Raw genomic sequence first — 23,486 nt, 5'->3', positions numbered from 1 at the left:
GAGTAGGTCGCCGCCGGACATCTTTGTGGGAGTGGGAGTGAGCTTGAGACCCGTGAGGGTTTCGCTCCTCCCACTCCCTTTTTTTATGCCCAAAAAAGGCAGCTCACCGATAGTGGGTTCCGCGTCTCGAGGCTCGCCCCGGTGGGCGTGTTCGTTGGCTGGCCGGCGGTGTCAGGCGCGTGGTGGGTCTCCGTGGAGTCGCCCCGCAGAGGTGATGCGTGCTCGAGGTCCTCAATCGGCCGCGTGCTGCCCGGGTTCTACGCGTCACGAAGGGACCACCGGACCGGTCCGGTTGCGTGACGGATGGGTAGACTGGGTGGTCGTGTGGACGGTTGTTCCGCACACGAGAATCTGATGTCGGTGTCGATCAGTTCGCCACCGGCCACCCGCCATCTGCGCCGGGGAGCCACTCCAAGAGCATCCCCGCCGACTTCCAGGAGAGCCATGCCGTCCTCGCTGCCGGTCGTCCCCGAGATCGATGAGCAGCTTGCCTCGCGCGTCGCAGAGCATCTCGCGATCATCGAGAGTCGTCTGCGGGAGTCTGTCGCGACCTCGGATGATATGGCGCGCTGGACTGCCCGGCATCTGATGGACGCCGGCGGCAAGCGAGTGCGTCCGATGCTCGTGCTGCTTGCTGCTTCGCTGGGCGAGATCGACCGGGAGAGCGTGCTGGACGCGGCGGTGCTGGTGGAACTGACGCATCTTGCGAGCCTCTATCACGATGACGTGATGGACTCCGCGCCCACTCGGCGCGGCGCAGACAGCGCCCATTCGCTGTGGGGGAACAACGTCGCGATCCTCACCGGGGATTTCCTGTTCGCGCGAGCCAGTGGGCTGAGCGCGAAGATCGGCGTCGAGGCAGTGCACCTGCATTCGGAGACGTTCGAGCGTCTGTGCCTGGGTCAGCTGCACGAGACCGTCGGCCCCTCGGACGATGAAGATCCGTTCGAGCACTACATCTCTGTACTCGCGGACAAGACTGCCTCCCTGCTCGCTCTCGCTGGGGAGCTCGGTGCGCTGCTCTCCGGGGCGCCTGCCGGGACGGACGACGTGATGCGCCGCTATGGGGAGAAGGTCGGTGTGGCGTTTCAGCTCGCCGACGACGTGCTCGACCTGGGAAGCGACGCCGCGACGAGTGGGAAGACGCCCGGCATCGACCTTCGCGAAGGCGTGCCCACCATGCCGACCCTGCTCGTACGCCGACGAGCCGCGCAGACCGGCGACGCGCAGAGCGTGGAGATCGTGGCCCGGCTGGATGGTGACCTCACCGAGGACAAGGTGCTCGACGAACTCGTCACGATGCTTCGCGAGGATCCCGCTCTCGAAGAGACGCGTGAGCTTGCCGCCCGCACAGCGGATGAGGCAGTGGAGATCCTCGGTGAGCTCCCGGCAGGGGCCGTCCGTGACGCGCTGACGGAATTCACCCGGTCGCTCGTGCAGCGCCGGCGGTAACCGGCAAAGGGGCGGCAGCGTGGTCGAAAGTGTGGCCGCACCTGCGCGTTGTGGATGAACCGAGGGCTCGCTGCGGGGCCGCGATTACGCTGAGGCGGTCGCGCGTGCGGCTGGGATCGATGGTGTGCCCTGGCTGAGGATCCGGGGGTGGTCCGTCATTCGTGACGCGCACTTCGATGCCACCACTGGGGGATCCGGCCATGCTTGACATTGCTGCGCAGACGCGACGCCGACGGCGCACCACGGCCGTCTCCTTCGCGGTGCTGGCAGTGATCGCCCTGGTGATCACTGGGTTCGCCGTCAAGTATCCAGGGCTGTCGCCCTCTGAGGTCGACGTCTCCAACGGCGGAGTCTGGGTGAGGGACGAGGCTGCCGGGCTCGTGGCCCGGGTGAACGTCGATGCTGGGGAGCTCGATGCCCGGTTGACCGTGGCCGGAGAAGATCTCGAGATCATCCAGGACGGCTACACGGTTCTGCTGATCGACGCCCGGTGGATCACGCCCGTCAACACGGCGAGCGTGCAACGTGATCCGCTCGTCGATCTCACCCCCGGCTCGACAGTTCGTCTGGGCCATGACCGGGTCGCCATCGCATCGCCGGAGGGCAAGGTCTGGATCCTGTCCCCGGGGCAGGTGCCCGGGTTCAGTCCTGCGGAGGTCGAGCCCGCCTATACGACCGGTGGCAGCGCGGCCGAGATCGTCGTGGGCTCGGACGGCACGGTCTTCGTGCTCGACGGGACCACCTTGATGACCTTCCCGCACGCCGATGACCCCGGCCGGACCACAGCGGCGGAGCCCGCCGAGCTCGACGCCCTGTCCACCGCCGCCGACCAGGTGCAGCTGAGCGCAGTGGGCAATGTGCCGGTTCTCCTCGACGCAGAGAACAGCATGCTCCGGCTCGGAGTCTCAGGCATGGAGCACGACCTCGCAGCAGACGGAATCGGCTCCCTGGACGACGCTGAGCTCCAACAAGCCGGACCCGCGGCCGACGACGTGGTCCTCGCGACGGAGTCCGCCCTCGTCCGAGTGCCCCTGGCCGGAGGCGAGGCACGCGAATCCGCTGCGGGAGCGCCGGGCACCCCAGTGCCGCCGGCGCAGGTCGGCAGCTGCGCCTACGGCGCGTGGACGCAGTCGAACCTCTACGTGCGAGCGTGCGACGGCGCCGAGGCGATGGTGGCGTCCGTGCCCGACGCAGACTCCTCGGCAGATCTCGCCCTTCGGGTCAACCGGGGCCTGGTGGTCCTGAACGATCAGGGATCCGGTCTGTCCTGGAAGATCGCCGAGGACATGGAGTTGGTCGACGAGGGTCGAGAGGACAAGGGCACGGGCACGGGCACGGTGACGCTCGACATGCGCCAGGAGGGAGAGACGCCCGGGCCCCAGGCTGCCGCTGACGCGGTCACCACGGTGCAGGTCGGCGGGGGTTGGAAGCCTCCGGTCGAGGCGCATCTCCACGCATCGTTGCCCAGCGGCCACGAAGGCAGGCGTATCCCGTGACCATGACCTCTGAGCAGGCCCGCTGGTTTGCCGAGACCTTCGACAAGCTCGTCCAGAACATCAGCACGGCGGTCCTCGGCAAGCACGAGGTGATCCGGCTCGTGCTGACCGCGATGATGGCGCCCGGGCATGTGCTGCTCGAGGATGCCCCGGGTACCGGGAAGACGTCCTTGGCCCGGTCGATCGCCGCCACGGTGCAGGGCTCCAGCAGCCGGATCCAGTTCACCCCGGACCTCCTGCCCTCCGACGTGACGGGTGTGACGATCTACGACCAGAGTTCGAAGTCCTTCGAGTTCCACCAGGGACCGGTGTTCGCCGACATCGTGCTCGCCGACGAGATCAACCGCGCCTCACCGAAGACCCAGTCGGCGCTGCTCGAGGTGATGGAGGAGGGACGGGTCACGGTCGACGGCATCACCCACGAGGTCGGGGCCCCGTTCATCGTGATCGCGACCCAGAACCCGATCGAGCAGGCGGGAACCTATCGCCTGCCCGAGGCGCAGCTTGACCGCTTCCTGCTGAAGACGTCGATCGGCTACCCGGATCACGCTTCGAGCGTGCAGATCCTGCAGGGCGCATCCGTCCTGGACCGCAGCAGTCAGCTCTCCCCGCGGATCTCCCTGCAGGCAGTCGACGACATGACCCAGCTCGCCTCCACGGTGCATGTGGACGCGGCGGTGCTGGAGTACGTCTCCCGCCTCATGGAAGAGACGAGACTGGCATCGGAGGTCCGGGTCGGCGTCTCCATCCGCGGCGGGATCGCGCTGATGCGTGCGGCGAAGGTCTGGGCGGCGGTCAGTGGTCGCCACTACGTAGTCCCCGATGACGTCAAGCATCTCGTCGAGCCGGTCTGGCTCCACCGCGTCGTGCTGGATCCCGAGGCAGAGTTCGCCGGGTCCACCGCGGCTTCGGTGATGGCGAAGATACTCACCGAGGTGGCACCTCCCCAGGAACGGCAGCACACAGCATGAGATCGAGGACCGTGCGCAGCTCGGACACGTCAGGGGGCCCTTCAAGGCGTTCCTGCCGGTGGAGTCGTCGCGTCGGGCCCGTGCTCGACCTCGTGTCACCGATCGGGTGGGCGGTTCTCGCCGGTGCCGTTGGCTGCTGGTCACTCGGGATGCTGCTCCACGTCACCGAGCTGAACGTCATCGCTCTGGCACTGACGGTGATGCTCGTCGTCGCGGTGCTGTTCGTGCTGGGCCGGGCCACCTCTGCGGTCACCCTCGATCTGCAGACGGATCGCGTCGTGGCCGGCACCAGGGCCGTCGGCCGAATCGAGGTGGCCAATCCTTCCGGGCGTTCGATCCTGCCCACACGGATCGAGCTCGCCGTCGGCTCCGCGGCCACCCACTTCCCGGTGCCGCGACTCGCCCCGGCCGGCACCCATGAGGAGCTGTTCGCCGTCCCGACCACGCGACGAGCGTTGCTGGTCATCGGCCCGGTGCGATCGATACGTGATGATCCGCTCTCCTTGGTGCGCCGGCAGGTGACCTGGGTGAGGGAGCAGGATCTGTTCGTCCACCCACGAACCGTGCGTCTGGACGGTGCATCCAGCGGGCTCCTCCGTGACCTCGAAGGCACGCCGTCGGCGGAGCTGTACAGTTCCGACATCGCCTTCCACGCCCTGCGGGAGTACACCCCCGGGGACGACCGACGACACGTGCACTGGCGCACCACGGCACGCACGGGAACGCTCATGGTCCGTCAGTTCGAGGAGACCCGCCGGTCCCATGTGGTGGTGGCGCTGGGCAACCTCGCAGCGCATTACGAAAGGGCCGAGGAGTTCGAGCTGGCCGTCTCGGTCGCCGCCTCGATCGCGGCGCAGACCCATCGCGAGGAGAAGGAGCTGACCTCCTTCACTGTCGATGCCCGCCAGCGCACCCGGACCCACCGACACTTGATGGACGACTTCACACTGGTCGGTCAGCTCGAGAACCGCGTCCCGTTCCATGCGCTCGGGCAGAAGGCCGCCGAACTGGCGCCCGGGGCCTCGGTCGTCATGATGGTCATCGGTCCTCTGACCACGGCGAGCGAGCTGAACACCGCCGCCCATAAGCTCCCGGTCGGGGTCAGGGCCGTGGCGATCCGTTGCGCGGAGGGCGCCGAGATGCGGCGCTCCGCCATCGGCGGGCTCGACGTGGTCACGGTGGGCTCCCTCGACACCCTGCCGCGGGCGCTTCGGGCGGTGGGACGATGACCACGGCGACGTCGAGGTTCGCAGCACCGTCGGAGCCTGCAGCGCCATTGGGGCCTGCAGCACCGTCCGAGCCTGCACCGTCTCCTCCCCGCACCTACTTCGCGAGCGTCCGGAACAGCCGCAGGGCGATCGACATCGCCCTGCTCGGGACCCTGTTCCTCCTGGCCCTGGCCGGATTTCAGCCGGCCTACGGCGGCGTCGACTATCTCTTCACCGGCACCATGGCGACCGTCCTGGGCACGATGATCGCTCTGATCGGTGCCCGCTTCCGCTGGGGCCCCCTGCGCATCGCGGCGCTCCTGGTCCTCGTCTACGCCCTGTTCGGCTCTCTGCTCGCAGCCCCCGTCCGGGCCCTGTGGGGGGTGCTGCCCACCCGGGGGTCGCTCCTGGAGCTGCTCGCCGCGCCGGTGGTCACCTGGAAATCCGCTCTCACGGTGGTGCCGCCGGTGGGGACGGCCCAGGGAGTTCTCGGCGTGGTCTGGATCAGCGTGCTGCTGCTGACGGTGCTCGGGACGAGCGTGGCGCTGCGCAGCCGTCGCTATCTGATCGCCTGGTTCTTTCCTCTCGCGCTGCTGCTGCTGTCCATCGCTTTCGGTACCACGGAGACCTTTCTCCCGGTGGTCCGGGGAGTGCTCTTCGCCGTGCTGTCCGTCGGGTGGCTGACCTGGCGTTACGAGAGCGAGAGGCTGGACGGCGCCCGATCAGCGATCACCTCCGACGTGGCGCTCCCCGGGTTCAGGAGCAACCCCGTACCTCGGCGTCGGATGATCGGTGGCGCGCTGGTCATGCTGCTCGCGGGGAGCGTCGCCGTCGGTGCGCACTCGCTGCTCGATCCGCCGGAGGGGACCGGACGCTTCGCGGTGCGCGATCGGATCACGCCGCCGTTCGACCCGCGGGAGTATGTCTCGCCGCTCTCCGAGTTTCGGGGCTATCTCAAAGATCAGCGTGAGGCTGAGCTGTTCTCCATCACCGGCGTCGCGCCGGGGGAGTACGTGCGATTGGCCGCGATGGACCTGTATGACCTCCAGGCGTACAACGTCGCCGGGAACGTCGAGAAGGACAGTGCCTCCGGAGCGTTTCTGCGGGTCGCAGACGGCGTGGATCTGCATCGGCCGACCGATGAGCAGCGCACCTCCACCGTGCGGATCAGCGACTACACGGGAGTGTGGTTGCCGACCGTCGGCGACCGGACAGACCGGATCGAACTCGACGGCCTGTCGTCGTCGAGAGCCGGAGCCACGGCCGAGAGCCTCTTCCTCAACGACCGGTCCCAGACCGCGGTGAACGCCAGCGGGGTCCGGACGGGGGACGTCTACACGCTCCGGTACGAGCCGTATCGGGAACCGACCATCCAGCAGCAGAACACCGCGACGTTCGCCGAGGTGCGCCTGCCTCAGAACGCGGACATCGACGTGATGACGTCGCTCGCCGCGGAGTGGGCCGGTGACTCGGAGTCGGACTACGAGAGGTTCCTGGACCTCTCCCGCTCGATCACAGCAGATGCCACCTTCTCCCACGGCATCGATGACGGCGAAGCAGCCTCCTTCTCCGGCCATGGCGCGAGCAGGCTGCTGGCGATGCTCGAGCCCGTCGGGTTCGACGAAGCCCCCGCCGCACAGCCCGTCGGCCGCATCGGCGACCAGGAGCAGTTCGCTGCACTCACCGCGGTGATGGCGAGGTCGATCGGGATGCCGGCGCGCGTCGTGATGGGATTCGAGGTCCCGCCAGGTGCCGGGGAGACGGCGTCGATCACCGGCGAGGACGTCACCGCGTGGGTCGAGGTGAAGTTCGAGGATCTCGGCTGGGTGCGCTTCGCCTCCGCCCCTGAGGAGGACGAGACCCCGACGGGCCGCACGCCCGGGAAGGTCGACGGCCCTCTGCCCCAGGTCGCGCACCCGCGTCCATCTCCGGCCGACCCGACTCCGGGTGCGACGAGTGGCGACTCCGAGGGGGACGAGCTGGCGACGGATGAGTCCGTGCCCTGGACCGGGTACGTCGCCTACCCGCTGATCCCGGCGACGCCGGTGCTCGCGCTCGTGGTCGTGGTCCTTGTGGCCAAGTCTGTGCGTCGTGGCCGGCGCCGGACCCGTGGCTCGCTCGCAGCTCGCATCGACGGCGGATGGCAGGAGATCCTCGACCTCCTCACGGACCTCGGGCACCCGCCGGATCCGATGCGGACCCGTGCGGAGACCGCGGAACTCCTGGAGAGGCACCTCCCGGCGATGGGTGCCCTGGCGCTCGCCCGGGAAGCGGATCGCGCCGTCTTCGGACCCGACGACCAGCCCGACTCGACCGCGGAGGAGTATTGGTGGCGCGTGAGGGGCTCCCGCCGCATCCTGACCGATTCTGTCCCGTGGCACAGGCGGCTACGAGCGGCCATCTCCCCGAGATCGCTCTGCATCCGGTCCCGGCGCCGGACGCAGGAGGGGCGACGGGCCCGCACGACGGCGCCTGACCCGGAGCGGGCCGCGCGAGGCTCCGAAGCGCTGCGCCGTCGCCACTCGTCGATACGCGACTCCACCAGCAGGCCGCCGACCACCAGAGCACCCGCCAGCAGGGCATCGAAGAGACCACCGACGAAGGGCCGATCCTGATGAACCAGACCCGATACTGCAGCACCTGTGGGTCCCTGCTGTCCGAGGAGGCCGCGCTGTGCGGGGAGTGCGGTGCGCGCTATCAGCCCTCGCCCTATGCGCGGCGCGCCACCGACGCTCCCGGAGCCTGGTCGCAGGCGCCCCGACCACGGTCCCGGGGCCGGGGCACCGAGGCTCGGCCGGTGGAGACAGTCGCGGCGATCGAGCTGATCTCCCAGGACTCCCTGGACTCTATGGATTCCCTGGACCGGCGCGAGCAGCAGACTCCGGCACCACGCCCCGTAGAACAGTACGATCGGATGATGGTCACTCAGCCACCGCTCACCCAGAACGGCCCCGGAGCTCCCTTCGGGCAGTCCAGCGGCCCCGGCTCGCCGGGCGCAGCGCCGGATCCCACGACCCCGGGCACCGTCACCGGCGCCGAGATGGAGCCGCCATTGGACGGCTGCGTCCCCTCCTCGCCGGTCAAGCGGCTCGTGGCAGCGCTGATCGACGGCGTCATCGTGATGGTCCTGCTGATCCCGATGATCGTCGCCATCGTGCTGCTCGCCGTCCAGGACCCGATCACCCTGTTCACCCAGATCCTGTCCGGCATCAGCGTGGTGATCCCCGTCGCCTACACACTCCTGGTGATCTGGCTGACCGGCGCCAAGGGGTTCTCCTTCGGCAAGCTGATCATGGGCCTGCGCATCGCCCGGACCCACGACGGCAAGGGGATCGGCTTCCTCCGAGCCGCTGGCCGCTGGGTGCTCTACAGCATCATCCCGTGGCTGATGGGCCTGTCGATCTTCCTGGATCCGCGATCCCTCCTGCGCGGCTTCCACGACCGCGCGGTGGATTCCGTGGTCGTCGACGTCAAGAGCGGGCGGAATCCGTTCGTGAAACGGGCCGACGACTACGAGCGCGCCGACGCGGACCACTACCTCGGTGATCCGTCCGTGGCGGTGAGCGCCCACGAGAACCTGCTCGCCGAGCCCGGAGAGGCCTGGACCGGTGGGCATCATGACGTTGCCGCCGACGCTCAGCACTCTGACGTTCAGCACTTTGACGTTCAGCCCAGCGGTGGCTGGGGCGGCCCTCCATCGAGCGGTGCCAGCCCGGTTCCATCCAGCAGCTCCAGCGCGGCTCCATCGAGCAGCTCGAGCCCGGTTCCGTCGAGCGGCGGCAGCCCATTCGCGGCCTCCGCCGGCCCGGCTCCGAGCCCCGCTGCCGCGCCGATGACGAACGTGCCCGTCGGGCAACCGTCGGCGGGCGCCGCCGACGCCGACGCCGCCCAGGTCGGGCGGGGGCCGGACCAAGGCCAAGCCGCCGCGACACCGGAGAACACGTGGGCACCTCCCCGCGATGAGTCCGCCGACCAGCAGCAGTGGGGACCGCCTGCCCCTCAGCAGGAGCAGCAGTGGGGACCGCCAGCCCCTCCTGCACCCCAGCCGGAGCAGCAGTGGGGCCTGCCGGCGCCGCCTGCCTCTCAGCCGGAGCAGCCGTGGGGACCGCCCACGCCGCAGACCCAGACCCAGACTCAGACCCAGACCCAGGCTGAGGGCGGAGCCCCGGAGCTGGACCAGGATCACGCCGAGAGTCAGCTGGCGTCCCCGCAGTGGGATCAGCCGCAGCACACGGCATCCCCGGCGCAGCAGTCGCTGGCAGCGCCGTTCTGGGACGCTCCCCGGGAGGACCCGTCTGAGGCTCCGAACGGGCCCAGCGGCGCCGCAGGGGGCCCGCAGGACCACGACGTCGACGAGCAGCCCCGCCTGATCCCGAGCGAGGAGTCCCCCGAGGACCTCGAGCAGACGAGGATCACTGCCGTCCCGCCGCCGGCCGTCAAGAAGCTCCGCCTGACCGTGGACGACGGCACCGAGCTTCTCGTCGAGAAGGCGGCCGTGATCGGTCGTAACCCGTCGGCCGCGGACGGCGCTGAGCAGCTCGTGCTGAAGGACGGCACCAGGTCGGTCTCCAAGACGCACCTGCGCATCGACGACTCGGGGGAGGACATCACCGTCACCGACCTCGGCTCGACCAACGGCTCGACCATCGTCCACGAGGACGGCTCCCGGGTGGCCCTCCTCCCGGACGCGGCCACGATCCTGCCGCTCGGCGCTCAGCTCACGTTGGGCGACCGGACCCTGTCTGTGGAGCGCGAGCTGTGATCGACCGTTCCCTGTCGGACCCGGACGTCCACGGCACGGTCCGTGTCGTCTCGGCAGCTGCCACCCATGTGGGCCACGTCCGCGCCACCAATGAGGACAGCATCCTCAACGCCACCCCGGTCTACCTGGTCGCCGACGGCATGGGCGGGCACAACGCCGGCGAGGTGGCCAGCGCGATCGCCGTGGAGGAGTTCGAGAAGCTCACCCTGCAGGAGAACGTGACCGTCGAGCAGCTGGGCGAGTCGCTCGGCTCCGCCGCCGAGCGGATCGCAGAGCTCGGTGGCGAGGGCACCCAGGGCGCCGGGACCACGGTCGCCCTGGTCGCCACCATGGTGCTCGACGGAGTGGCGTACTGGGTCGTCATGAACCTCGGGGACTCCCGCGTCTACCGCCTCTCCGGGGACATCTTCGAGCAGGTCAGCGTGGATCACTCCGTGGTCCAGGAACTGATGGACCGAGGCGACATCACTCCGGAGGAGGCTCGTGTCCATCCCTACCGGCACATGGTGACCCGGGCACTCGGCGCCGGCCCGGATTCCGATCCGGACTACTGGCTGATCCCCGTCGAGGTGGGTGACCGGATGCTGGTCTGCTCCGACGGGCTGACCGGGGAGATCAGCGACGCCGCCATCGAACGCGTGCTGCGCAGCTCCTCGGACCTGCGCACCCTCAGCGACGATCTTGTGCATCAGGCCCTCGACGGCGGCGGACGGGACAACGTCAGCGTGGTCCTCGTCGAGGCCGTCGAGGTCGTAGGTCTCGCGCCGGCCCTCGAGGGCACCACCGCGACCGCGACATCCCCCGATCCGGAGGTCGAGGTGGACGAGGACACGCTCCCGAGGGCGGGCGCCGACGGCACGATCGGTGCATGATGACCCCGGAGAGCGACGCTGATCCTGCTGATCCTGCTGATCCTGCTGATCCTGCTGATCCTGCTGATCCTGCTGATCCTGCTGATCCTGCTGATCCTGCTGATCCTGCAGATTCTGCTGATCTGCTCGGGCCCGGTCTCTGGACCCGGCAGGGCCCCGCGACCCTGGTGGCGCGGGAGACGGGATGGGTGGTGCTGGTGCCCGGCGCCCGCTCGGAGCTCGTCGAAGCAGCCTGGAATCTTCTCGGGGAGGCCCCGACTCCCGAGAGCTTCCTCGACGAGCTGGTCGCCGCCGCCGGTCTGGCCAGCACCGATGATCTCGCCGCGATCCTGTTCGCGATCGTCGACGGCACCTCAGCGGTCCTCGGCGTGAAGGGCAGCACCCCGCTCGCGGTCTACACCGCCGCCGGATCGCAGCGGATCGCGGGAACCGAGACAGGCCCTGTCGTCGTGCAGTCTTTCCAGCACGTGCGCCGCATCGCCTTCGGCGACCTCCCGCCGGAGACGTCCCTCGGCGCGCCTCGTGTCGTGGCAGGAGTCGCTCGCGTGCGCGGTTTCGTGCACGCCATAGTGGACCCCGCCTCCCTGGGCGACGAGGGTCGCACTGCGCTCGCCGGGCAGGTCGAGGCCGATGGCCGGTCGATCGAGGACCCTGAGGAGGCACGCTCTCGCGCCGAGCGTCCGGCCCGTACCGCACCCCCGACCCTCGGGGAACAGCCTGCGGCGGTGAGGACCCCTGCACCGGCCCTCGCTGAGCGGGAGCAGGTGTCGATGCACGCCGTGTCCGAGCGAGGCATCTCCTCCGCGTCGTCGACCGCCCCGACAGCGGTCCCGGAAGCCCCCAATGTGTTCGACAGCCTCCTCGCCGGCCCCTCGTCGCCGACCGCAGCGACGGGGAGGGAGCAGCCGGCACCCGGAGCGCTCGGGTCCGAGCCGTCGCAGCAGCAACAGCAGCAACCCGGCCCGCAGGTATTCCCTTCTCAGCAGGATCAGGCTCCGCGACGCCCGCTGGTGAGCACCTCGTTGTTCGATCGACCGCGACGCACTCCCGACAGGCCCGGGAGCACGGCTGACATCGAGAACGGTCGGGAAGCCGCGCCGTCGACGTCGGCCGCCTTCCTGACCTCGGAGGCGCCCGAGGACGACACCACCCGATCGGCAGATACCTTGATCGCCCCGATCGACGAGGGGGAGCGGACGGAGGAGGTCGAGAACTCCGCGCCGCGCCATCGATCCCGATCCCGCAGCGACTCCCGAGCTCGCAACGACTCCCGATCTCTCAGCGCCTCCCCGTCCCTCAGCGACCAGCAGGCGGCGGACCCCGGCCGGACCTCCGCCGCCATCGGGGCGTACGACGACCTGTTCGGTGAGACCCTGCACCGCCGGGTCGAGGATGCGGCGGTGCGCCGGACGGACGGCGAGGAGACCGCGATACCAGCCGCGTCGGCACACCCCGGAGCGCCGATGACCTCGCTCCCCGCGTCGGACGCATCCCCCGAGACCTCCGCGGAGGCCATGTCGAACCCCCAGCTGAGGAGTGCCGACGGTGGCCAGAGTCCGAGGCCTGCGGCACCGGGCGCGGAGACGCGCCCCGAAAGCGACCTCATCGACTGGGTGCCCGGCGTCGGTCGCGCGGCGCCGGAGATCACCCCCGCAGCCGCCCGCCGCACCGCGGCACCGCCGCAGCAGGAGCCCGGCGGCCCGCAGCAGTCACCGTCGGGACAGTCTCTCCCGCAGCAGCCACCTCCGGGGCAGGCGCTCCCGCCTCACCCGCACTCGCAGCAGCCGCCCCCGCATCAGTCCCTTCCGGTCCAGCCCGGGCCGGTGCCGCCCGGTTCCACTCCGCCGCGCCCGGTGGGCCGTCCCGAGACCACGACGCCCCCCACCGGTTCCGTGCCACCCCCGCACGGACACCGGAACGCGGGGTCCACGAGCCTCACTGCCGTGCTGCTGTCCGGCCTGGTCTGCTCGAACGGACATGCCAACTCGCCCGAGCGCATGGCGTGCGGCGCCTGCGGCACGGCGCTGACCGGCACCCCGCGCACGGTCTCGCGCCCACCTCTGGGCGTCATCGAGCTGTCGACCGGAGAGCAGATCGTGCTCGACCGCTCGGCGATCCTCGGGCGTCGGCCGCGCGCCTCCCGGGTGAGTGCGCGCGACGTCCCCCAGCTGATCACCGTTCCCAGTCCGCAGCAGGACATCTCCCGGTCCCATCTCGAGCTGCGCCTCGAGGGCTGGCACGTGGTCGCCTTCGATCTCGGAACGACGAACGGCACCACGCTGTATCGGGCGAACACGGAACCGGTGCGTCTGCGCTCGCGCGAGGGTGTCATGCTCCGCGACGGGGACACCATCGATCTCGGCGACGGGGTCCTGCTCCGGATGAGGGAGCGCATGTGAGCTCTCGTCCACCGTCGGCGCCGCCACAGCTGCCGGGCTACGAGCACGAGCAGCTGCTGGGCTCCGGAGGATTCGCCGATGTCTTCCTCTGCCGGCAGTTCCGCCCCCGTCGCCAGGTCGCGATCAAGGTCCTGCTCGCGACTGTGCTGGACGAGTCCGTGAGGCGTCAGTTCGACGTCGAGGCGGACGTCATGGCCCAGCTGTCCACGCATCCGTCGATCGTCACGATCCACCAGGCGGAGGTGTCCGGCGACCACCGGCCCTACCTCGTGATGGAGTACTGCCCACGCCCGAACTACGGGGTTCGCTTCCGCAGGCAGCGCATCACCGTCGCCGAAGCGCTGCGAGTGGGCGTCCAGATCGCCGGCGCCGTGGAGACCGCGCATCGTGCCGGGATCCTCCACCGCGACCTCAAGCCGGCGAACATCCTGGTCACGGAGTACAACCGGCCAGCGCTGACGGACTTCGGCATCTCGATCGCCACCGGGCAGGGCCACGAGGTCGACACCTCCCAGGTCATGTCGATCCCGTGGTCGCCCCCGGAGTTCTTCGCGGATCCACCGCGCGCCGACGTGCGCAGCGACGTGTTCTCCCTCGCCGCGACCGTCTACTCGCTGGTGGCCGGGCAGACGCCGTTCGAGCTGCGGGGGCAGCGGAACACGGCCGCCGATCTCCTCCACCGCATCGACTCCGAGCCCCTGCGACCGCTGATCCGACCGGATGTGCCGCTCGAGCTGAACCGGGTGCTGTCGATCGCTATGGCGAAGGATCCGTCGAGCCGGTACGACACCGCGCTCGCCCTGGGCCGCGGCCTGCAGCGGGTCGAGCGTGCGCTGTCGCTGCCCGTCACCCAGATGGACGTCCTCGATGAGCGGGGCCCACACACCGCGCACGGTGACGACGACGAGCTGGAGATGCATACGCGGATCCGGAAGGTCGTGACCGTCGAACCGGATGCGAGACACGGCGCGGAGGGTGGGCGACGTCCACCGGACCGCTACGCCGGGATCGCTCCAGCGCTCGAACCGCATGCTGCTTCCAGCCCCAGCTCCAGCTCCAGCCCCGGCCCCGCCTCGAGCCCCGGTCCCGGTCCGGCGACTCGTCATCCCGCACCGCCACTCTCGCAGGGTGCGACCGTGCTGCGACCGGCAGGAGCATTGGCGCAGGCGAGCGGGAACCCAGCGGTCCCGCCCGGGGTGGCCGGAGCGGAGAAGGACGAGGAGCAGCGCCCGACGGCGATGTGGCCCTACGTGGTGCTCGCCGCGGTGCTGCTGATCGCCCTCGGGGTGGGCACGACCCTGGGGGTGCGGCACGTCTTCGTCGAGGAGCAGCCCGAGCTCGAGACCACGGACATCAACGTCGCCCAGGCGCCCGTCGAGCCGCCGGGCGAACCGACGGCGGTGTCCGTCCAGATCGTGTCGCCCGAAGCCGCGGGAGGGGTCCGGGCTCGTGCGCAGATCGCCTGGGAGAACCCGCAGGGGTTCTCGGAGGGAGATTCCTTCCAGGTGCGGTGGAAGGACATGCCCGAGGGGTACGAGGAGTACGGCGCCCCGGAATCCGTCACCGGGAGGAGCTCGACCGTGCGCTCCGTCCCGCCGGGACTGACCGGACGCTGCGCGGAGGTGCGCACCGTCGCCGCCGGCGGCGACGCGAGCGAATGGGTCGAGGCCTGCCTCGAGGGCGACTGACCGGTACGGTTCAGGGACGGTGAGAGACCGGACGCGTCGATCCGACGGCGCGACCGAGCACAGCAGGGACGACAGAGGGGAAGCCTGACGATGGCGTCGACGATTTCGGTCGAGTTCTGCGGGGAGTGGTACCGCATCGACGAGGGTGAGGAGCTGACGATCGGCCGGGAGGCTGATCTCGACGTCGACGACGACAACCCCTTCCTGCATCGACGGTTCCTCACGATCGTGCAGGTCGACTCCATGTGGTGGCTGGTGAACGTCGGGTCCCGGCTGTCGGCCACGATCACCGACGGCACGGGCTCCATGCAGGCCTGGCTCGCGCCGGGCGCCAGGATCCCGCTCGTCTTCGACGAGACGAAGGTCGTGTTCACCGCCGGCCCCACCACGTATGACCTCTCCGTCCACGCCGACTCCCCGAAGTTCGCGCGCATCGCCGGTCAGGACGACCCGGCGGGCGAGACGACCATGGGGTCGGTGCAGCTCACCGAGAGCCAGAAGCTCCTGATCCTTGCCCTGTCCGAACCGATGCTCGCCCGGGAGGGCTCCGGCATGAGCTCGGTGCCGACGTCGGCGCAGGCGGCGCAGCGGCTCGGCTGGCAGATGACGAAGTTCAACCGCAAGCTGGACAACGTCTGCGACAAGCTCGACAGGCTCGGGGTGCGGGGCTTGCGAGGTGGCCCGGGGAAGCTCGCCAGCAACCGTCGCGCGAGACTGGTCGAGCACGCCGTGCTCTCCAGGCTCGTCGTCCGGGAGGACCTCCCGCTGCTGGACCGGTCGCAGGAGGCCGACGAGGACTGACCACGTTCCGCCGGATCGAGCTGAACCGGAACTGACCGAGTCGGATCGGCTCCGCGGGAACCGGACCACGGGCGAGGACGGTGCCCACCAGGGGGAGGATGACCGATGCGCATCAAGCTCACGCTGCGCAGGCCCGAGGACCGGATGACGGACCTCGAGGTCACAGCCGATGCGACCGCGACGGTGGCCGATGTGGCCACGGCGCTGTACCGCGCCGACCCCTTGCGCGATGGCGCCGAACCCCCGGAGATGCTCACCCTCCAGGTGCAGGATCCGGGCGCCGGCGAGGGCGCCGACGGCGTGCGCAGCCTGGACCGCGAGATCGATCTGATCCAGGCCGGGCTTCGCTCCGGCAGCGTCGTCTCGATCGCGCGCTCCTCGGCCACGTATCGGACCCGATCGGAGTCGCGCGGCGCGGCGGTCGCCCTGATGCGGATCCTCTCGGGTCCGGAAGCCGGGCGCGAGCACCCGCTGCCCAGCGGATCGAGCATCGTCGGCCGCGAGGGAGATCTCGACATCCGCATCGCCGATCCGATGCTCTCGAAGCGCCATGCCCGGATCAACGTCGGGGACTCCGTCGAGATCGTCGACCTGCACTCGTCCAACGGGGTCATCCTCGGGGGCGAGCAGGTGCGGCGAGCGGTGATCGGCCCGGCGGACACGGTGCTGATCGGTCAGACCACGTTCTCGGTCACCGCCCTGCACCGGCTCGGAGGGACCGCCCCCAGCTCCCCGGTGGTCGAGTTCAACCGCTCCCCGCGCGTCGTGCCCCGGTTCCCGTACCGACCCCTCAAGGCACCGACCCCGCCCAAGGAGCCGACTCCACCGTTCTTCCCCGTGTTCATGATGTTCGCCCCGCTGATCCTGGGTGGGCTCATGTTCGCCATGACGCACAGCCCGTACTCGCTCCTCTTCGTGGCCATGATGCCGATGATGGCGACGGCCGGATATCTGAATCGGAAGCTCCAGGGCAAGAAGCAGCTCGAGCGACAGATCACGAACTTCGAGGACGGCCTGGCGTCGCTCAAGCGCCGGGTCAGCGCCGCCCAGGAGCTCGAGCGCGCCGTGCGCCTCGTCGAGACCCCGTCCGCGGCGGACACCGTCGACGCCGCCTTCCGCCTAGGACGACTGCTGTGGACCCATCGTCCTGAGCACAGCGCCTTCGCGACGCTGCGCCTCGGACTGGGGGTCGCGGAGTCCCGGGTCGGGATCGAGATGCCGGGGGAGAACGACGCGATCCTGCGGTACTACGACCTGCTCGACGACATGCACGAGGAGTACCGGTTGATCGCGGGGGTGCCGATCGTCGCGCAGCTGCGTGACGCCGGGAACGTCGGCATCACCGGCGGCGGGGGAGAGGCCGACGGCGTCGCCCGGGGGATCGTCACCCAGCTTATCGCGCTGCATTCCCCGGCGGAGATGGCGATCGCCGCGATCACGTCGCGGTCCAGCCGCGACACGTGGGAATGGCTGAAGTGGCTCCCGCACACCTCGAGCCCGCACTCCCCGCTGCCCGGCGACCATCTCGCCGAGACGCCGGGACGCGGGACAGCGCTGCTGGCACGGATCGAGGAGCTCATCGAGCAGCGCACGGGCGGGGAGGCGCCGTCGCTGCGCACCCCGTCGACCCGCGACATCTCGGAGCCGCCCGAGGTCCCGCCGGAGCCGATCACCCCGAACCTGGTGGTGATCATCGAGGATGACGCCCCGGTGGATCGGGCACGACTGGTGCGCATCGCCGAACGTGGGCCCGATGCCGGAGTGCACGTGATCTGGAATGCCTCGAACATCGCGGCCCTGCCGGCTGCCTGCCGGACCTACGTCTCGGTCGAGGAAGCGGTGGACGGGGCGAGCGCCGGCCATGTGCGGATGGGCGAGAGGTTCTACCCGGTGGCGGTCGAGACGGTCTCCGGGGAGGTGGCAGCCGGGGTGGCGCGCCATCTCTCCCCGGTCGTCGACGCCGGGGTCCCGATCGACGACGACTCCGATCTCCCGCGCGCGATCTCCTACCTCACGCTCGGCGGCGTGGAGCTGGCGGAGGATCCGAGCGCCATCATCGAGCGGTGGAAGGAGAACAGCTCGCTGACCCCGCGGGACGGGTCCGAGCCCCAGCGCCGCCGGCAGGATGCGGATCTGCGCGGACTGATCGGGCACAACGGGCAGGATGCCTTCCACCTGGACCTTCGCGCGGACGGCCCCCACGCCCTCGTGGGCGGCACCACCGGCGCCGGCAAGTCGGAGTTCCTGCAGACCTGGGTGATGGGCATGGCTACGGCCCACAGCCCGGATCGGGTGACGTTCCTGTTCGTCGACTACAAGGGCGGCGCCGCCTTCGCCGACGCCATCGAGCTGCCCCATGCGGTCGGTCTGGTCACCGACCTCTCCCAGCACCTGGTGCGCCGAGCGCTCACCTCCCTGCGCGCGGAGCTCCACCATCGCGAGCACCTGCTGAACCGCAAGAAGGCCAAGGACCTGGTGTCCCTCGAGCGCACTGGTGATCCCGAGACCCCGCCCAGCCTGATCATCATCGTGGACGAGTTCGCGGCCCTGGCCCAGGAGATCCCGGAGTTCGTGGACGGCGTCGTGGACATCGCCGCACGAGGGCGATCGCTGGGCCTGCACCTGATCCTCGCGACGCAGCGTCCCGCCGGTGTCATCAAGGACAACCTGCGTGCGAACACCAACCTCCGCATCGCGCTGCGGATGGCGGACGAGGCCGATTCCCAGGACATCCTCGGCGATCCGTCGGCGGCGCATTTCGATCCGGGCATCCCGGGGCGGGCGGCGGCGAAGACCGGTCCCGGCCGGCTCGCGACCTTCCAGACCGGCTACGCGGGCGGCTGGACGAGCGACGAGCCCGAGCCCACTCGGATCGACATCGTCGAGAAGGACTTCGGCACCGGCGTGCAGTGGGACATCCCGGCACCGCCCGCCACGGAGGTCGCGGACCCCGGCGCCCAGGACATCACGCGGATCGTCGCCACGGTGCGTGCCGCTTCGGCGAAGGCCGGGGTGCCGGCTCCGCGCAAGCCGTGGCTGTCCGAGCTCGCCGATGCCTACGACCTGTCCCGCCTGCCCTCCCGTCGGATCGACGACGAGCTGCTCCTGGGCGTCATGGACAAGCCCGAGGACCAGGCGCAGCCGACGGTGGCGTACTACCCGGACCGGGACGGCAACATGGCCGTCTACGGGACCGGCGGGTCCGGCAAGTCGACGACGCTGCGCACGATCGCGATCTCCGCCGCCTCGACCGTGCGCGGCGGCCCCGTCCACGTCTACGGGCTCGACTTCGGCACCTCGGGGCTGACCATGCTCGAGGACCTCCCGCACGTGGGGTCCATCGTCCCGGGGGAGGACGAGGAGCGGGTGATCAGGCTGCTGCGCACGCTGCGAGAACTCATCGACCAGCGTGCCAAGGAGTTCGCTCGGACCCGGGCGGGATCGGTGACGCAGTACCGCGAGCTGGCCAGCGCGCCCGGGACCCCGCGCATCCTGCTGCTCGTGGATGGGATGGCGGCCTTCCGCGAGGCGTACGACTACTCGAGCCTGTCCGCGTGGTTCACCGCCTTCGTGCAGATCGCGACCGACGGCCGGCAGGTGGGCGTGCATGTCGTCGTCACCGGGGACCGTCCCAGCGCGATCCCGACCTCCTTGGGATCCTCGATCCAGCGTCGACTCATCCACCGCATGTCCGGCCCTGACGACTATGCGGGCTTCGGCGTGGCCAAGGACGTGCTGGATGCCAGCTCACCGGCCGGCCGCGGGATTCTGGACGGGCATGAGGTCCAGGTCGCCGTCCACGGCGGCGACTCCAACGTCGCCATCCAGTCACGGGAGGTCGCCAAGCTGGCCGAGGCCATGCGTCGGGCCGGGGTTCCCGAGGTGCCCTCCATCGACCGTCTGCCCGAGCGGGTGGAGCTGGCGGATCTGCGACCGGTGGTCGCGGGACGGCCCGTGCTCGGTCTGGCCGACGAGACGCTCGCAGAGATCACCGTCGAGCCTCGGGGAGCCTTCATGGTCTCCGGACCGATGGGCTCCGGTCGCACCACCGCGATGCGCACGATCGCCAGCGGGCTCGGGGCGCTGGAGAACCCGATGCGTCTGGTGCGCTTCTCCGCGCGCCGCACCCCGCTGACCGGGCTGCCGATCTGGGACGTGGAGGGCTCGGACCCGGAGTCGGTCCGGGAGCTCGCGGCGCAGCTGCGACGGACCGTCGACTCCGGTGCCGTGGGGGAGGGGCGGCTCGCGCTGTTCGTGGACGGTGTCGCCGACTTCACCGGAACCGGTATCGAGTCGGAGCTCGACACGCTCCTCCGCGCCTGTCTCCGCGAGGGCCAGTTCGTCGTGGGCGAGAACGAGTCGACATCCTGGTCGCAGGCGTACGTCCTGGCCCAGCCGTTCAAGGCCGGACGGCGAGGGCTGCTGCTCCAGCCGGGTGACATGGACGGCGAATCCCTGCTCGGCACGGGACTGGGGAGGATCCGTCGAACGGACTTCCCCGCCGGGCGAGGATTCCTGATCCACGGCGGTCGGGCGATGAAACTGCAGGTCGCACAGGTGACCGGCTGATCTCTTCCTGGGGCACGATCCGCGGCGTACGGAGTTATCCCCAGGGGATGCCTCCCCATGGTCCGGGCTGCCGCATCGCTCTAGAGTGTGCCTGTCCACCCGCGGCGGGCCACATCCCGACGCGGCGGGAGCGCGAGTCACCAGGAAGGGGAACCACATCGTGAATGCCACGAAGGGGATGGACGTCGACGAGGTCCGCCGGATGTCCGGCCAGCTGCGCGAGGCGGCTGCGGAGATCACCAAGATCGAACAGGAGCTCACCTCCGGTCTCGAGGGTGTGGACTGGACCGGACCGGATGCGGATCGCTTCCGGGGCCAGTGGTCGAGCGAGATGGTCCCGGCGATGCAGCGGATCATGACCTCGGTCCACGAGTTGGGGGATACGGCCGATCGCAACGCCGCCGAGCAGGACGGGGCCTCCTCGACCTGATCGCCGTCGTCGGTCCCGTGCAGGAGCCGGAGCAACCCGGGCAGTCGTTCTGCTCGGGAATCCCGCATCTGGCTTGCTGATATGTTTGGCGCCGTTGCCGACGGGAAGAATGGAGTTGTGAATGCCCAGGAGCATTTCGTACCCGAGCCCGGATTTCCCTGGTCCTCCCCGGATCACGGTCGAGGTCCCCGATGACTGGGAGACCCTGACGGTGCCCGGAGTCCAGCTCGCCGTGGCCCAGCCGCGGGTGGACGGTCAGTTCCGCGCGAACGTCGTCGTCACCGTGCAGCGCTTCGGCCCCGAGTTCACCCGGGACGCGGCCAGAGCCGGCCTCGAGCAGCGCAAGGCGGCGCTCCCCGGGCTCGAGGAGATCGGCACGGGCGAGGTCGAGGTCGACGGGATCACCTGGATCGCCAGCGAGTACGGGTACACCCAGGAGGATCGGCCCACCGTGGTGCAGGCGGCCCGCTATGCGGTCGTCGACCGCGGAGGGGTGGCCAAGGACGTGGTGGAGCTCGTGGGCAGCTGCGGGGCGGAGATGGCCGACGACGAGATCGAGACCGTGCGCTCCATCCAGGACTCGGTGGTCCTCGACCTGAGCTGAGGAGTCTCGGGCCGCTGGACCGGGTCTGATCCCACAACCCGGTACTCCTGGTCACTCTGGCAACCCCGGTATCGCTGGCGCGGTACCGGGGTTCTCTGCGTCCGGGACCGCGTTGTCCACAATCGGTCGATACGGTGGAAAATCCCGATGACCTGGGGCTGCAGCGTGTTTTCGGGATGTGGAGGACCATGCGCGAACGCCCCCATGGTGCCCGGCCGAGAGCCCGGTCTAGGGTTGCGCCACCACCTGGAGAGCCGGGTTGAGCAAGCGGCCGGTGGCCGTGGGTCAGCGCTGCGTGTCGAGTAGGTGGGGACCTTGGCAACTACCACATGGAGGACACCATGAAGAAGGGCATGACCCCGGAGTCCGTCGAGCAGATGGGCAGCCAGATCACCGAGGCCGGTGAGCAGATCCAGCAGATCTACACCCAGATCCAGGCCCGCGTCGCGGAGCTCGATTGGACGGGTGAGGACAGGGACCGGTACCTGACCGAGTTCGATGGGGACCTCGGCACGCAGGTCCAGCACGTGGTCACGAAGACCGCCGATCTGGCCGAGCGCGCCGCGCGCAATGCGGGTGCACAGCGGGAGGCGTCGGCCTGATCCGTCAGGGATCACCCGTTTCCGTCGGCGCAGTATCCAGACTTTCCAGCAAGGGGCAGATGATGACTTTCAAGGGTATGAATCCGGATGAGGGGCGCGATGTGGCGACCGCGGTGAACGAGGCGGGTCGCCAGATCCTCGAGCAGGTCGAGACGGTGACCACCACGGTGACCTCGGTCGACTGGCTCGGTCCCGACTATGACGGCTTCCGGGAGGATTGGAGCGCGTTCTGCTCGGGAGCGGTGAACGCGCTGGTCGAGGGGTTCCAGCGTCGGTCGGACGCTCTGAGCACGCACGCCGATCAGCAGGACACCACGTCGGACATGCAGTGACGCGCTGATCGCACGGCCCGCCGGGGTGTGCGAACGGGCATGCAGAAGGTCCCGTCCCCACCAGGGGGACGGGACCTTCTGCATGCTCAGCTGCGGAGCAGCCTCAGCGGTAGTTCACGAACTGGAGCGCGACGTCGAGATCCTTGCCCTTGAGGAGCGTGATCACGCCCTGGAGGTCGTCGCGGCTCTTCGAGGACACCCGCAGCTCATCGCCCTCGATCCGCGCCTTGACCCCCTTGGGGCCCTCTTCCCGGATCAGCTTGGAGATCTTCTTGGCGTCGTCGGTGCTGATGCCCTCCTTGAGGCCGGCGACCAGGCGGACCTCCTTGCCGGACTGCTTGGGCTCGCCGACGTCCAGGGCCTTCAACGAGAGGTTGCGACGGATCAGCTTGGACTGCACGACGTCCAGGATGGCGAGCACGCGCTCCTCCGCATTGGCCGTCATCACGATCTCGTCGCCGCTGAGGGTGATCGACGCACCGGTGTTGCGGAAGTCGTAGCGCTGCCCCACCTCCTTGACGGCCTGGTTGACGGCGTTGTCGACCTCCTGCCGGTCGAGCTTGCTGACGATGTCGAACGATGAATCTGCCACGGTGCGTCCTTCCCTCCTGCGGCCGCCCGATGGCGGCACTGTGGTGTCTGTCCGGCCCGGAAGCGGTCCGGGGCCCTCCTGACGAGCTTGCCCGCTGCGACGGTTCGGCCTGCTCAGGAGCCCTTGTGACCTTCTTCATGCACCATAGACGGCTTCTGGGTTAGCGCCGCCGACGGAGCGCCGGTATGCTGTTTCGAGTCCGCTTCCGCTGGCACCCGATCTGATCGGGCAGGCATCGGAAGTGAACGCCTGGCAGGTTACCCGAGTGGCCAAAGGGAGCTGACTGTAAATCAGCTGGCATCGCCTTCGTGGGTTCGAATCCCTCACCTGCCACCGCGGACGATCCTCGTGATCTGATGCAGCGGAGGGTCCTTGTGACCCGAAGCACGGGGGCCTGACCTCGAATTGCCTCGCGGCAAGGACGAGGGTAAGGTTCACCGGGTTGCCCTGATAGCTCAGTCGGCAGAGCGTCTCCATGGTAAGGAGAAGGTCAAGGGTTCGATTCCCTTTCAGGGCTCTGATGGATGCGGCGGCCCGGTCTCATTCGAGATCGGGCCGTTTCATCGGTCAAGCCGGGGTAGCTCAGACGGTTAGAGCGCACGACTCATAATCGTGAGGTCGCGGGTTCGATCCCCGCCCTCGGTACCACGTCGGCTACCGCCGGAGTGCACGATCCACATCCCCCGAGTACGGGGACCCACGAGGCGC

The 23,486-nt window shown here is 69.5% G+C and carries 16 protein-coding genes and 3 tRNA genes; 18 read left to right on the top strand and 1 reads right to left on the bottom strand.

Features of this window, described 5'->3' with window-relative positions; genetic code table 11:
- Nucleotides 1–444 precede the first annotated feature (444 nt).
- From INT49_RS09430 to INT49_RS09360, 15 genes are all read left to right on the top strand, one after another.
- Nucleotides 445–1,452, top strand: coding sequence for a polyprenyl synthetase family protein (locus INT49_RS09430; protein WP_193117471.1), 1,008 nt, complete (start codon nucleotides 445–447; stop codon nucleotides 1,450–1,452).
- A gap of 200 nt (nucleotides 1,453–1,652) precedes the next feature.
- Complete coding sequence (locus tag INT49_RS09425; RefSeq protein ID WP_193117470.1) at nucleotides 1,653–2,948, top strand: NHL repeat-containing protein; 1,296 nt, start codon at nucleotides 1,653–1,655, stop codon at nucleotides 2,946–2,948.
- Nucleotides 2,945–3,919: an AAA family ATPase gene (locus tag INT49_RS09420; RefSeq protein WP_193117469.1), complete on the top strand. Its 975-nt coding sequence runs from the start codon at nucleotides 2,945–2,947 to the stop codon at nucleotides 3,917–3,919. Before INT49_RS09425 ends, INT49_RS09420 begins: the two co-directional genes overlap by 4 nt.
- Nucleotides 3,920–4,068: 149 nt before the next feature.
- Nucleotides 4,069–5,148, top strand: a complete 1,080-nt coding sequence (locus tag INT49_RS09415; protein WP_226850032.1) for a DUF58 domain-containing protein — start codon at nucleotides 4,069–4,071, stop codon at nucleotides 5,146–5,148.
- Nucleotides 5,145–7,742 (top strand): transglutaminase domain-containing protein, encoded by a 2,598-nt coding sequence (locus INT49_RS09410; protein ID WP_193117467.1) that lies wholly within the window; start codon nucleotides 5,145–5,147, stop codon nucleotides 7,740–7,742. Before INT49_RS09415 ends, INT49_RS09410 begins: the two co-directional genes overlap by 4 nt.
- Nucleotides 7,742–9,889 (top strand): RDD family protein, encoded by a 2,148-nt coding sequence (locus INT49_RS09405; protein ID WP_193117466.1) that lies wholly within the window; start codon nucleotides 7,742–7,744, stop codon nucleotides 9,887–9,889. The genes INT49_RS09410 and INT49_RS09405 overlap by 1 nt, the downstream gene beginning before the upstream one ends.
- Nucleotides 9,886–10,761, top strand: a complete 876-nt coding sequence (locus INT49_RS09400; RefSeq protein WP_193117465.1) for a PP2C family protein-serine/threonine phosphatase — start codon at nucleotides 9,886–9,888, stop codon at nucleotides 10,759–10,761. The genes INT49_RS09405 and INT49_RS09400 overlap by 4 nt, the downstream gene beginning before the upstream one ends.
- On the top strand, nucleotides 10,758–13,160 hold the full coding sequence (locus tag INT49_RS09395) for an FHA domain-containing protein (protein WP_193117464.1): 2,403 nt from the start codon (nucleotides 10,758–10,760) through the stop codon (nucleotides 13,158–13,160). The genes INT49_RS09400 and INT49_RS09395 overlap by 4 nt, the downstream gene beginning before the upstream one ends.
- Nucleotides 13,157–14,848, top strand: a complete 1,692-nt coding sequence (locus tag INT49_RS09390; RefSeq protein ID WP_193117463.1) for a serine/threonine-protein kinase — start codon at nucleotides 13,157–13,159, stop codon at nucleotides 14,846–14,848. The genes INT49_RS09395 and INT49_RS09390 overlap by 4 nt, the downstream gene beginning before the upstream one ends.
- A gap of 90 nt (nucleotides 14,849–14,938) precedes the next feature.
- Entirely contained in the window at nucleotides 14,939–15,649 is a 711-nt protein-coding gene (locus INT49_RS09385) for an FHA domain-containing protein (RefSeq protein WP_193117462.1), read from the top strand.
- A 105-nt stretch (nucleotides 15,650–15,754) separates the two neighbouring features.
- The gene (locus tag INT49_RS09380) at nucleotides 15,755–20,218 is read left to right on the top strand and encodes an FtsK/SpoIIIE domain-containing protein (RefSeq protein ID WP_193117461.1); all 4,464 of its coding nucleotides are present in this window, start codon (nucleotides 15,755–15,757) and stop codon (nucleotides 20,216–20,218) included.
- A 160-nt stretch (nucleotides 20,219–20,378) separates the two neighbouring features.
- On the top strand, nucleotides 20,379–20,648 hold the full coding sequence (locus INT49_RS09375) for a WXG100 family type VII secretion target (RefSeq protein WP_319021568.1): 270 nt from the start codon (nucleotides 20,379–20,381) through the stop codon (nucleotides 20,646–20,648).
- Between the two features lie 121 nt (nucleotides 20,649–20,769).
- Entirely contained in the window at nucleotides 20,770–21,252 is a 483-nt protein-coding gene (locus INT49_RS09370) for a hypothetical protein (protein WP_193117460.1), read from the top strand.
- 341 nt (nucleotides 21,253–21,593) lie between these two features.
- Nucleotides 21,594–21,854, top strand: coding sequence for a hypothetical protein (locus INT49_RS09365; RefSeq protein WP_193117459.1), 261 nt, complete (start codon nucleotides 21,594–21,596; stop codon nucleotides 21,852–21,854).
- Between the two features lie 59 nt (nucleotides 21,855–21,913).
- The gene (locus INT49_RS09360; RefSeq protein WP_226850029.1) at nucleotides 21,914–22,186 is read left to right on the top strand and encodes a hypothetical protein; all 273 of its coding nucleotides are present in this window, start codon (nucleotides 21,914–21,916) and stop codon (nucleotides 22,184–22,186) included.
- 103 nt (nucleotides 22,187–22,289) lie between these two features.
- On the opposite strand, the gene INT49_RS09355 is transcribed toward INT49_RS09360, so the two are convergent.
- Nucleotides 22,290–22,778 carry a YajQ family cyclic di-GMP-binding protein gene (locus INT49_RS09355; RefSeq protein WP_193117458.1) on the bottom strand — a complete coding sequence of 163 codons (489 nt, stop codon included), beginning with the start codon at nucleotides 22,776–22,778 and terminating at the stop codon, nucleotides 22,290–22,292.
- Nucleotides 22,779–23,029: 251 nt separating this feature from the next.
- On the opposite strand from INT49_RS09355, the gene INT49_RS09350 reads away from it, so the two are divergent.
- From INT49_RS09350 to INT49_RS09340, 3 genes are all read left to right on the top strand, one after another.
- Nucleotides 23,030–23,111, top strand: a tRNA-Tyr gene (locus INT49_RS09350).
- 111 nt (nucleotides 23,112–23,222) lie between these two features.
- Nucleotides 23,223–23,295 (top strand) — tRNA-Thr (locus tag INT49_RS09345).
- A gap of 54 nt (nucleotides 23,296–23,349) precedes the next feature.
- Nucleotides 23,350–23,426 (top strand) — tRNA-Met (locus INT49_RS09340).
- Nucleotides 23,427–23,486: the final 60 nt, after the last annotated feature.

The sequence above is a fragment of the Brachybacterium tyrofermentans genome (assembly GCF_014897585.1).
GTDB classification, from domain to species: Bacteria; Actinomycetota; Actinomycetes; order Actinomycetales; family Dermabacteraceae; genus Brachybacterium; species Brachybacterium tyrofermentans.
This window is presented reverse-complemented; position numbering and strand designations above follow the sequence as displayed.